This window comes from Microcystis sp. M31BS1, assembly GCF_020245285.1.
Lineage (GTDB): Bacteria > Cyanobacteriota > Cyanobacteriia > Cyanobacteriales > Microcystaceae > Microcystis > Microcystis panniformis.
Genome location: NZ_JADBVE010000292.1, coordinates 1 through 11,042, shown reverse-complemented (window position 1 = coordinate 11,042; position 11,042 = coordinate 1). Strand labels below are relative to the sequence as shown.

The 11,042-nt window shown below is 41.4% G+C and carries 9 protein-coding genes; 6 read left to right on the top strand and 3 right to left on the bottom strand.

Annotated elements, in window-relative coordinates; all coding sequences use genetic code 11:
- Window positions 1-483: 483 nt before the first annotated feature.
- The gene (locus tag IM509_RS16830) at window positions 484-1,305 is read right to left on the bottom strand and encodes a slr1353 family protein (protein WP_052277086.1); all 822 of its coding nucleotides are present in this window, start codon (window positions 1,303-1,305) and stop codon (window positions 484-486) included.
- 422 nt (window positions 1,306-1,727) lie between these two features.
- Here IM509_RS16830 and IM509_RS16825 point away from each other — a divergent pair, with 422 nt between their 5' ends.
- The 5 genes from IM509_RS16825 to IM509_RS16805 all read left to right on the top strand — a co-directional run bounded on the left by IM509_RS16825 (window position 1,728) and on the right by IM509_RS16805 (window position 8,385).
- The gene (locus IM509_RS16825; RefSeq protein ID WP_072926736.1) at window positions 1,728-3,980 is read left to right on the top strand and encodes a ribonuclease R family protein; all 2,253 of its coding nucleotides are present in this window, start codon (window positions 1,728-1,730) and stop codon (window positions 3,978-3,980) included.
- A 2-nt stretch (window positions 3,981-3,982) separates the two neighbouring features.
- Complete coding sequence (locus tag IM509_RS16820; protein ID WP_185237791.1) at window positions 3,983-4,765, top strand: DUF3153 domain-containing protein; 783 nt, start codon at window positions 3,983-3,985, stop codon at window positions 4,763-4,765.
- A 307-nt stretch (window positions 4,766-5,072) separates the two neighbouring features.
- Window positions 5,073-6,119, top strand: coding sequence for a class 1 fructose-bisphosphatase (fbp, locus tag IM509_RS16815; RefSeq protein ID WP_185237790.1), 1,047 nt, complete (start codon window positions 5,073-5,075; stop codon window positions 6,117-6,119).
- 233 nt (window positions 6,120-6,352) lie between these two features.
- Window positions 6,353-7,723, top strand: coding sequence for an AAA family ATPase (locus IM509_RS16810; RefSeq protein ID WP_072926740.1), 1,371 nt, complete (start codon window positions 6,353-6,355; stop codon window positions 7,721-7,723).
- A gap of 17 nt (window positions 7,724-7,740) precedes the next feature.
- Window positions 7,741-8,385, top strand: coding sequence for an HNH endonuclease family protein (locus tag IM509_RS16805; protein WP_012265534.1), 645 nt, complete (start codon window positions 7,741-7,743; stop codon window positions 8,383-8,385).
- Between the two features lie 664 nt (window positions 8,386-9,049).
- On the opposite strand, the gene IM509_RS16800 is transcribed toward IM509_RS16805, so the two are convergent.
- Complete coding sequence (locus IM509_RS16800) at window positions 9,050-9,436, bottom strand: type II toxin-antitoxin system VapC family toxin (protein WP_012265532.1); 387 nt, start codon at window positions 9,434-9,436, stop codon at window positions 9,050-9,052.
- A 5-nt stretch (window positions 9,437-9,441) separates the two neighbouring features.
- On the bottom strand, window positions 9,442-9,666 hold the full coding sequence (locus tag IM509_RS16795) for a DUF2281 domain-containing protein (protein ID WP_002796731.1): 225 nt from the start codon (window positions 9,664-9,666) through the stop codon (window positions 9,442-9,444).
- Between the two features lie 624 nt (window positions 9,667-10,290).
- On the opposite strand from IM509_RS16795, the gene IM509_RS16790 reads away from it, so the two are divergent.
- On the top strand, window positions 10,291-11,042 hold a 752-nt coding region (locus IM509_RS16790; protein WP_287717208.1), incomplete at its 3' end, for a proton-conducting transporter transmembrane domain-containing protein.

The following is an 11,042-nucleotide window of genomic DNA, read 5'->3' as shown; positions in this document are numbered from 1 at the left end:
GGCGTTGTCAGATCAGAAGAGGAAAGATGCAATGCTCCGGTGCTGATTCGGAGCATCTTTCAATTTGACAACGCCGATTGTAGGGCTAATTCATGAATTAGCCCTACGCCGATTGTAGGGCTAATTCCACTGCTAAATCGATCGACTCTTGTTCCCCACTTAAGCCCAACTATCGGCACTATTCGTTCATTAAACACTAATTGTCAAGATGCAATGCAATCCTTGCTATCAAAGTAATTTCAGTTCCGGTGCTGATTCGGAGCATCTTTCAATTTGACAACGCCAGAAAAAGACTGGCAGCTAATAGCTTCTTTATTATATCTCCCGCAAAAGTGAGTTTTTAATCGCATTTTCCAGAAAAAGATCGCTTTTCTACTGCTAGGAAATAATCTATTTCTTTCTGCTTCTCCTGACTCGGAGAATACTGACTCGGAGACTCCTCACTTAACGGAAGATTTTTGATTTATGCAGCAGGTTTATTGATTAGGCACTGATACTAGATAAGTAGTTATAGAATTCTAATAACTCCTCATTAGTTAGCAGTAAACGAGACTTTTTGCCATAGGTAGAAATCAGGTATTCCCGACCTTTTTCTGTGGTCCAAGCTAATCGTTTCATCTCCACATCAATTTTAGTTTTAAGCACTGAATAATCGATTTCTTCGGGAATAACAACAACTGGTTCTGGTGCCGGGGGTTCTTCTTCAGTTAAACTCGCTTCTTCTGGCAATTCTGATAATAAGGAGTAATTATCGGTTTCCATTTCTAATAATAAAGGCTCTGGTTCTGGTAAAGGAATATCCTTAACTTGAGGTAATTCCGGTTCAATTTTAGCCGGGGGAATATCCTTAACTTGAGGTAATTCCGGTTCAATTTTAGCCGGGGGAATATCCTTAACTTGAGGTAATTCCGGTTCAATTTTAGCCGGGGGAATATCCTTAACTTGGGGTAATTCCGGTTCAATTTTAGCTTCAGGACGAGGTATTTCGGTGACTTTAGCCGTTTTAGTCGATTTTTTGGCACTAGGGACGGTTTTAGGTAAATCTTCCGGTAGAGAAATATTATTGGGGCTGATTTTTTCCACAAGCTGGAGATCGGGGGTGTTTTCAGCTTCTAAAAGCAGTAAAGCTCTTTCTCTGGCTCTATCTTCGGCGATTTCCACCGTATCTGCCGCTGCTAAACCTGTAACGACCGTTTTTCCCTCAATTTCGATGATCGCTCTCACAATATACTTGCCGTGATCGATTTGAACTAACTCGCTAATCAGGGCAACTTGGGGGTAACGTTGGCGTAACTTTTGCAACATGGTGACTTTTTCGAGTTCTTTTGTACTTATAATAAAATACTCTATCGTAATTATGGAAAAATGTAGCAAGTTCTTGCTAGGATCAAAGATTAGATAAAATTTTCAGTCCTAGGATTAGCCTTGCCCATGGTAACAAGATTCTACTAGGCTGAAGCTTCTGCCAGAAAGACGAGCGATCGCAAAAAAGTTTGCCAGTGTTCGCTATTGGCTTATCCTAAGAAAGGATTCGATAATTCTCAAGGTAGGTTCGGGTGTTCGATGCTTGCTTAGTTTACCTTCACTGTCACCTACAGCGATCGCAATTAGCCCGATAGAGATAATCTCTCGAGTCAATGGTTTAAATCAATCCTCTCATTATATAAGTATTTAAACTTAATTGTCCACCATTCCGTCAGTGTCTTGTAAGTAAGGATTATTGTTAGATGGACTTCTCGATCGCCACACTCCTCTCTCATCTTAGTGATGATAAATTAGCTACGGGTAAACTTCTCGAAAAAAAATTAGGCTGCGAAGACGATCCCGAAAGCTGCGAAAAATTGCAAGTGATTCTCGATGCTTTGGAACGTTTGGGAATGGTTGTCAAAGAACGGGGGCGCTATCGTCGTGTAATCGAGGAAAATATCGTAGAAGCAAAGCTGCGCTGTTCCAGTAAAGAATTTTGCTTTGCTATCCAAGATATCGAAGATGCTGATGACATCTACGTGTCGAAAAATCATCTCAGTAACGCTTGGAATGGCGATCGAGTTTTAGTCAAAATCATCCGTGAGGGAACCCGTCGTCGTTCTCCGGAAGGAGAGGTGAGATTAATTCTCGAACGAGCTAATCCTTCGCTTCTAGCGCAAGTAAAACAGGAAAATGAACAGTTTGTGGCGGTTCCCCTCGATGATCGCCTAAAATTTACCCTTAATCTCCTCGAAAATGGTCAAAATCTCCAAGAAAATATCGATCACCTCGTTCATGTTTCCGTCCTCCGTTATCCCCTAGGAGAAATGCCTCCCATCGGTAAAGTTACTCGCATTCTCGGTTCTACTGCCGAGGCCGCTGCCGACACGGATATCGTCTCCTGTAAACACGATCTACCCCATAATTTTCCGCCAGAAGCCCTCGAAATTGCCGATAATTTAGCAGATTTCTTCGATAGTGGCGAAAAAGAACAACTGCGAGATTTAACTCCACTCTTCACCTTTACCATCGAAGATGACACCCCTCTAGATTATCCCCCAATCATTGAAAATGCCTTTTCTTTAGAGAAAATCAACCAAAATCGCTGGCAAGTGGCCATTCATATCAGCGATGTGGTCCGTTACATTGAACGGGGCGGATTATTGGATAAAGTTGCCAAAAAACGGGGAACTGCCGTCTATTTAGGCGAAAAAGTGCTGCCATTAGTCCCGGCTGCCCTTACCAGTCGTTGTTCCCTGTCACCCCAAGAACAGCGCCCCGCTATTTCTATCCTCGTCACCCTCGATGATAAGGGGGAGCTAGTGGAGTACGAAATCACCCGCAGCCTCATCCAAGTGGATCAACATTTTACCTATCAACAGGTGCGCGATCTGCTCAGTGAAGAAGATAGCGAAGCTGCCCCCACCGATACCGTTGAAACCCTGAAAGATTTATTTTTCAGCGTTTGCCCCACCCTAAAATCCCAACGTCTGCAGCGGGGTAGTTTTGATATTCAATTAGACAAAATCTCTCCCTACAAAGACGAAGGACGGGGGGGGACTGTTCTCGCTTCTAATAATTTACCGGCCCGTTCTTTACTGACAGAAGTGGCAATTTTAGCCGGCAAAGTTGTCGCTGAACATTTACAGGCCTTAAAATTGCCCTGTATCTACTGTGGACAATCGGAACCGGATTGGGATGAATTGGAGGATTTACTCAAATTGGCCAATAATTTAGGGGCAGAATTAAATTTAACTGCCGAGGAGGAGATTAAACCCAATGACTATCAAAATCTCACCCGCACTTTTTCCGCTTCTTCATCGGTGAAAGTCCTCAATTATCTGCTGCAAGAAACTCTCAAATTAGTTAGATATAGCAGCCATCCTCTACCCCATTTTGGTTTGGCCTATCCTAGCAATTATACCCACTGTCTCTCCCCCCTACAAAGATATGCCGATCTTTGGGTACAACGGGTGTTAAAACTCCTACTAACCGAGGGGAAAGATCGCCGCAGCAAAATCGTCAAAGTCGGGGTTAATTTGGGCAGTAATAGCTGTCATGGACAGATTCATTGGAATATTCTCCCAAGTCAAATTCAGGAGGAGTTAGAAGAAGAAAGCCATCTAATTGTTTCCCATCTCAATGATCGCTCAAAAATTGCTGAAGATGCGGAAAAAGACCTAGAAGGATTGAAAAAAGCCGAGAAAATGAAAGAAAGAATGGGTCAAGTGTTTCGCGGCTTAATTACCGGTGTACAATCCTATGGTTTCTTCGTGGAAATTTCCGATTTATTAGTGGAAGGGTTGGTCCATGTTTCTTCTCTCAAGGATGATTGGTACGAATATCGCGCCCGTCATAGCTGTTTGGTAGGACGGAAAAATCGCGTTGCCTATCGTCTCGGTGATGAGGTAGAAGTGGAAGTAAAAGATGTAGACTATTATCGTCAGCAAATCGATCTAGTTACGGTTAGCGGTGGCAGTTCAGCAAGTTATGACGACTTAGAAGAAGATTAATTATGAATCAACCAACCACCGAAAAAATCGGGAAAACCCGCTTTATTCTGCCCTTTTTATGCGGTATTTTTCTCTTTTTAACTGGCTGTGTCCGTTACGATGTGGGCATTAATTTTCCCCACCAACACCACGGGGAAATTATTCAACATATCACCCTCGGACAACGTTTAACCAGTCTCAGTCAAACCGAAGCCACTAAATGGTTAAATAGTATCGAACAGAGGGCAAAATTACTTAAGGGGAAAACCGATCATATTTCCGAACGAGAAATAATTGTCACTATTCCCTTTAGTAATAGTCAGGAATTAGAGGAAAAATTCAATCAATTTTTTGATCCTAGTTCTTCCTTTAAAATCACAAATTCCCCTAATACCGATGATATCAAGCTACTGCAACTAGATTCAAAACTGGCAGTGACAGAACAAGATTGTTTCTTTTTGACCCAGAAAAACTTAAAATTAACCGTTGATTTGCGGGCTTTGGGTGTACTTTCTGAACAGGGAAATATTATCATTAGCCCCGGTTCCTTAGTCGATATCGACTTCGCTTTAAAGACTCCCTTAGCCGGTCAAAATATTGAAGATGACTCAGGATTAAATCCCCCGGTAGAACAAGTTGACAATCAGTTAATTTGGCATTTAAAACCGGGAGAAATTAACACCATTGCGGCAGCTTTTTGGGTTCCTAACTATTTAGGTATCGGCACAATAGTTATTGTTTTAATAACAGTTTTTGCCTATTACTTGAAATATAAACGCTTGCCCGGTGTATCCCCATCGACTTAAATTGAGAGGGCAACTAAGTAGTTATTGTTAAAAACTGTCAGACACCCCCCTTATTAAGGGGGGATTAAGGGGGGATCAACACCCCCCTTATCAAGGGGGGATTAAGGGGGGATCCATCTTCAATTTAATTATGAACAGCCACTTATTGACCGAGATTTAATGATCAATAAGAGAAAAATTAGCCAACTTATGAAACTGATCTAAAAATTGGCCCGCAATAGGGAAAATCTTGGCTAGGATCAAATCATAGTCATAATTGAGACTAGACGAGTTTCCCTTTTTTACTTTATTACTGGCAATTACAGTTATGGTTAGCAATATTCCCTTTTCTATCCCCGAATATAGCCTCGATCGAGATTGTACCACCCTCTCCCGTCACGTCCTGCAACAACTACAAAGCTTTTCCCCCGACGCGCAGGATTTAAGCGCAATTATGAGTCGGATTGCCCTAGCGGGGAAATTAATTGCCCGTCGTCTCAGTAAAGCGGGATTAATGGCGGATGTGCTAGGTTTTACCGGAGAAACCAACGTCCAAGGGGAATCAGTCAAGAAAATGGACGTTTTTGCCAATGAGGTATTTATCTCGGTTTTTAAGCAAAGTGGTTTAGTTTGCCGTCTTGCTTCCGAGGAAATGGATAAACCCTATTATATCCCAGAAAACTGTCCCATCGGTCGCTATACCCTACTCTACGACCCGATCGATGGTTCTTCCAATGTGGATATTAACCTAAATGTGGGTTCGATTTTTGCCATCCGTCAACAGGAAGACAATGATTTAGACGGAGAGGCGCGGGATTTACTGCAAAATGGTCGTAAACAAATCGCCGCCGGCTATATTCTCTACGGACCCTCGACTATTTTAGTTTACTCGATCGGTCGCGGTGTTCATGCCTTTGTCCTTGACCCCAGTTTAGGGGAATTTATCCTCGCCCAAGAGAATATTATTATCCCCGATCACGGTCCGATTTATAGTACCAATGAGGGCAATTTTTGGCAGTGGGATGAGGCAATTCGCGACTATACTCGTTATGTCCACCGTCATGATGGTTACACGGCCCGTTACAGTGGGGCATTAGTGGGAGATATCCATCGAATTTTAATGCAGGGTGGTGTTTTTCTCTATCCGGGTACTGTTAAAAATCCCCAGGGAAAATTACGCTTAATTTATGAAACTGCCCCCCTTGCTTTTTTAATTGAACAGGCAGGAGGTAAAGCTAGTGATGGGGTGACAAATCTTTTAGATATAGTTCCCGATAAATTACACACCCGCACACCTTTAGTGATCGGTAGTGTCGAAGATGTTAAATTGGTAGAGTCTTTTATCGCCGATCGCCGTCATCGCGATCGAGTTTAACTTATAGTTTTATTTAGCGATTAAGTAAGTAGTTATAATTAAATTGAAGATAGATTTTGCGTCTGATCCCCCCTGCCCCCCTTGATAAGGGGGGTGCTGATAGGCGGGGGGATTTGAGAACTTTTAACACCTACCTACTTAGGAAGCCAGATATTTTCACTATTTCCTAACTGTTTTACGGTTTTATATCTAGTCTATCAGCAGTCAGCATATCCCTCACCACTCTCCCCGATATGGAAATTCAACGGGTCATCTTAAATAACATCGGGCTATTTGAAAAGCTGGAAATTTTCTTGGCGCCTACAGAGCAAAACCCAAGCAAAATTACCGTTTTTGTTGGTAATAACGGGGCTGGTAAAACTGCTATACTAAAAGCATTAGCAACTTCTCTTAGTTGGTTTACTGCTCGTTTACTTACAGAAAAAGGGAGTGGTAATCCTATTTCTGAAGATGCCATATTTAATACTGCTAATGCTGGCAGCATTGAAATCGAAGTCTGGGATTCCTCCAAATCATTAAACAATCCTGATCAAAGCGATATTGACCATTATTTCAGATGGATTCTTGCCAAAAGTAGAAAAGGACGTAAAGCCCAATATAATAGCAACCTTAATGACTGTACGCGCTTGGCCAATCGTTATCGTGATGCCCTCACCCATGATGACAAAACTAGCCTACCCCTAATTGCGTTTTATCCTGTCGAGCGTGTCGTACTCGATATTCCACTAAAAATTAGGACTAAGCATACCTTTTTGCAATTGGACGGTTATGATAACTCCTTAAGTCAGGGCGTTGACTTTCGCCGCTTTTTTGAATGGTTCCGAGAACGGGAAGATACCGAAAATGAATCAGGAATTCCTGAAGACGTTCTCAACCAACTAAGACCACTAGCTGAAATCAATCAAGACGTATGGCAATGGTTAAACGAACGCAATGCCTCAGCTAAAGATCGGCAATTAACAGCAGTTCGCACCGCCATTGGCCGATTTATGCCCCATATGGATAACCTTAGAGTCCGTCGTAAACCTCGTCTCTACATGGCAGTGGACAAAAATGGTGAAACCCTCAACGTCGCCCAACTTTCACAAGGCGAAAAATCCCTAATGGCTCTTGTGGGTGATATTGCCCGCCGTCTAGCCATGCTGAACCCTGCCTTAGAAAATCCTTTAGCAGGTGATGGTATCGTTTTGATTGATGAAGTCGATTTGCATCTACATCCCTCTTGGCAACGTCGCCTCTGCGAGCGCCTGACCGAAACTTTCCCAAATTGTCAGTTTGTGCTGACAACCCATTCACCTCTAGTGATCAGTGATTGTAAAAATGTTTTGATCTACACTTTAGCTAATGGCGAATTGCGACAGTTGCCCTCTCAATATGGGCAAGATGCTAATACTGTCTTATTAGATGTCATGAATACCAGCATTCGTAATGAGAAAATTGATACTGAATTGAACGATCTGTTAGATGCCATACAAGATTCAAAGCTAACCGAGGCTCAACAATTGCTGGCAGAATTAAGTGAGGAACTACCTGCCAATCATCTCGAATTGGTCAAAGCAAAACTACTGCTCCGTAAACAAGAATTGCGTCATGGGAACCATTAGTAAAGGGGCTGAACCTTATGCGAACCATTAGTAAAGGGGCTGAACCTTGTTGTTTAAAAGCTTGGAAAAGGAAGAACCCTCATGGGGCATACGATGATTTAGATAAAACAGAAGAAGGGAAAGTCGTTCGGGCAAAGATTCGAGACTATGCTCTTAATGAGCAGTTTTATCTTTGTGCCTATTGCTGCCAGCGAATCGAAAAAATTAATGCTTGCCATAATGAGCATATAGAAGCTCAAAAGCTAAATCCTAAACGTACGCTCGACTTTTCAAATATTGTTGCTAGTTGTAATACCCCTAATCAATGCGGTGATGCACATAAATCTCAACACCTACCCCTAACTCCCCTGATGACAGAATGTGAAACAGAACTGCGATTCAAAATTAGTGGTCGGGTAGAAGGATTGAGCGATCGGGCAGCTGTCACGATTCGAGTTTTAAATTTGGGTGACCATGAAAAAAATAACCGTGCTTTGATCGAAACACGGAAGCAGTTGTCTAATGTTTTATTATGGGAAAATGGCATAAATCCAGATGACGGCTTAGAGGATGATGAAATATTAAATATATTAATCGATGACCTATCACAACCTCAGCAAGATCAAATGGAACCTTTCACTCCAGTAGTAATTAATATCTTGAGAAGTTGGCTCCAAGCTTAAGAGCAACCCTCTTGATAAATATGCTCTAAATTAAAACCTAAAACAGACAAATAACAACTGAAATGCAACGGACGGTTAAAAGAAGTAAGGCTCACCAGAATTCAAAAAAGCAATTTTAATAAAAAAAGCTTTTTGCTTTGTTAGATTCCAGACTATTTAAGGGTTTAGGCTGATTTAAACTACTAATTTGCTATAACCAGTTTAGGAGAGCCAGAAAAGTTCAGGGATGGGATTAAAAGAGTGATTGTAATTCTGGACTCTACTCAAAGAAAAATATCCCAGTCGTCGGGTTATTATTGCCAGCAAAAATATCAAAGATTTCCAAAACATTACTGATTGCTCCCTCTGGCAAGATATACATTATTAAAGCGAAACCGCTTGCTTTTATTTTTTTCAATAATAATTATAGATCCAAAACAATCTATTTGCCACCCGAAAAATTCTTGATCAATAGGACTCGATCGAGGATAATTAGAGAAAGTATCTTTGCTGGTGAAATTGAGCTTTACTTTGTCTAGGAAAAACCTGCCTTAGACAAAGTAAAGATCAGAAAATCCTACACCATGGATACTCTAACGGTCGTGCGGTGCGCCAAACCCAACGGTTAAGGTGTTACCCATTGGATCATAATAAACGTTTACTTCTGCCATTTTTGTCTGATTAATTATAAGGTTGTAATGATTGGGTAGGAGCGAATTTTTTGGTCAACTGTAATAATGATTAAATCATTTTGGATTGCTTGACAAATTAGCAGTCTATCAAAGGGATCACGATGCAAGGGAGGTAATTTCATTAAATAGGCGATGCTTTCTTCATCAATCGTTAAACTCGCTATTTGATGGCGATCGCGTTGTTTGGGCAGATAAACTTCTGGTGATTCTGGCAAGGGAAGTTTACCTAATTGATATTTAATAATGGCTTCCCAGATGGAGGCTACACTTAAATATACGCTATTTTTAGCGTCTTTAATGGCATCACAAAAATCTTGTGAAAGTTGAGGATCTCCATTAAGAAACCAGAGAAAGATATGAGTATCGAGTAAAAGTCGCATGATTTTTATAAAGGGTTTTCAAAGTCCTGTAGGATTTCATCGGGTAAGGGATCGTCAAAGTCAGCAGGAACGGTAAATTCTCCTTGACAGAGGGCGTAGGGTCTAGGCGTTTTTGGCTCTTTTTGTTGATTCCTTCTGGCTTGGGTAAATAATAAAAAGTCAAGCAGTTCTTCAACAATTTCTTCGGAGATTTGAGATATTTCTTGGATCAGTCTTTCTCTAGTTGTCATTAGGTTTGCTCCTTTTAAGGTTGAATATTTAAGATTTGACGTTGTTGATTATTACGGCGATCGAGTTCTTGCTTAAGGGTTTCTTTTGTTATCGTTGGCATTCAATTTTTCTTGGCGGTCTAATTGCGGGAAATAGCTCTTATAACAGTATAGCTATTGGTTTGGCGGTTTTGGTCATTTACATAGGGTTTTCTGAATAATGGTAAAACCCTTTTAAAATAAGGCTTTTGACCTGTTAAAATCCGATGTTAGTGCCAGACAATCGGATTGGGACTCTCAAAAACCTTTTGAAAAATCTGGGAACGAGACGCATTCATTCCTTTAAGTGTGTCAATCTATTCTAGGGCTACAGAATTGGCTCCTTTATAAGCTTGGTTAAAGGCTACAAACACAGTTGAAAAAACTGCGATTGCCACCTTCATACCAAACAAGCGAAACCGCTTGCTTTTATTTTTTTCAATAATAATTATAGATCCAAAACAATCTATTTGCCACCCGAAAAATTCTTGATCAATAGGACTCGATCGAGGATAATTAGAAAAAGTATCTTTGCTGGTGAAATTGAGCAGATTAGTCTAGGAAAACCCTGCCCTAGACAAAGTAAAGATCAGAAAATCCTACACCATGAATACTCTAACGATCGCTTGGATAGTCGTTCCCTTTTTGAGCGGCTTTATTGGCTATTTACTGTCTCGCTGGGCTAAATATCTGTCCTTAATTACTTCTGTTATCTCTCTCGCCTATTCTCTCCTTCTATTTAGCCAATCCTCCCCCATAACCCTCAACCTACTGGATAATTATGGCGTGAAACTGGTAGCCGATCAGTTAAGTGCCTATTTTATCCTCACTAATGCCCTGGTGACGATGGCAGTTATTTTTTATAACTGGGAAAGTAGCAAAACCGCCTTTTTTTACGCCCAAGCTATCATTCTCCACGGCAGCATTAATTCTGTCTTCGTCTGTGAGGATTTTATTAGCGTTTACGTTGCCTTAGAAGTAATTAGTATTGCCGCTTTTCTGATGATTGCCTATCCTCGCAGCGATCGCTCTCTCTGGGTTGCCCTGCGTTATCTGTTTATCAGCAATGTGGCGATGTTATTTTACCTAATCGGCGCAGTTTTAGTCTATAAAGCCAATAATTCCTTTGCTTTTGCCGGTTTAAAGGACGCACCTCCCGAAGCCTTGGCTTTAATCTTCATGGGATTATTAGTCAAAGGGGGAATCTTTGTCTCGGGATTATGGCTACCGATGACACACTCGGAATCGGAAACCTCCGTCTCGGCGCTGATGTCGGGGGTGGTGGTAAAAGCTGGCATTTTTCCCCTCCTGCGCTGTGCTTTAATCCTAGAGGATTTGGATGGACTAATTCGGCTTTT

Excerpts from the sequence above, each read along its gene's own strand:
- IM509_RS16830 (WP_052277086.1), bottom strand. The coding sequence starts at position 1,305 with ATGTTGCAAAAGTTACGCCAACGTTACCCCCAAGTTGCCCTGATTAGC.
- IM509_RS16800 (WP_012265532.1), bottom strand. The coding sequence starts at position 9,436 with ATGCGACTTTTACTCGATACTCATATCTTTCTCTGGTTTCTTAATGGA.
- IM509_RS16825 (WP_072926736.1), top strand. The coding sequence starts at position 1,728 with ATGGACTTCTCGATCGCCACACTCCTCTCTCATCTTAGTGATGATAAA.
- IM509_RS16820 (WP_185237791.1), top strand. The coding sequence starts at position 3,983 with ATGAATCAACCAACCACCGAAAAAATCGGGAAAACCCGCTTTATTCTG.
- IM509_RS16810 (WP_072926740.1), top strand. The coding sequence starts at position 6,353 with ATGGAAATTCAACGGGTCATCTTAAATAACATCGGGCTATTTGAAAAG.
- IM509_RS16805 (WP_012265534.1), top strand. The coding sequence starts at position 7,741 with ATGCGAACCATTAGTAAAGGGGCTGAACCTTGTTGTTTAAAAGCTTGG.
- fbp (WP_185237790.1), top strand. The coding sequence starts at position 5,073 with ATGGTTAGCAATATTCCCTTTTCTATCCCCGAATATAGCCTCGATCGA.
- IM509_RS16795 (WP_002796731.1), bottom strand. The coding sequence starts at position 9,666 with ATGACAACTAGAGAAAGACTGATCCAAGAAATATCTCAAATCTCCGAA.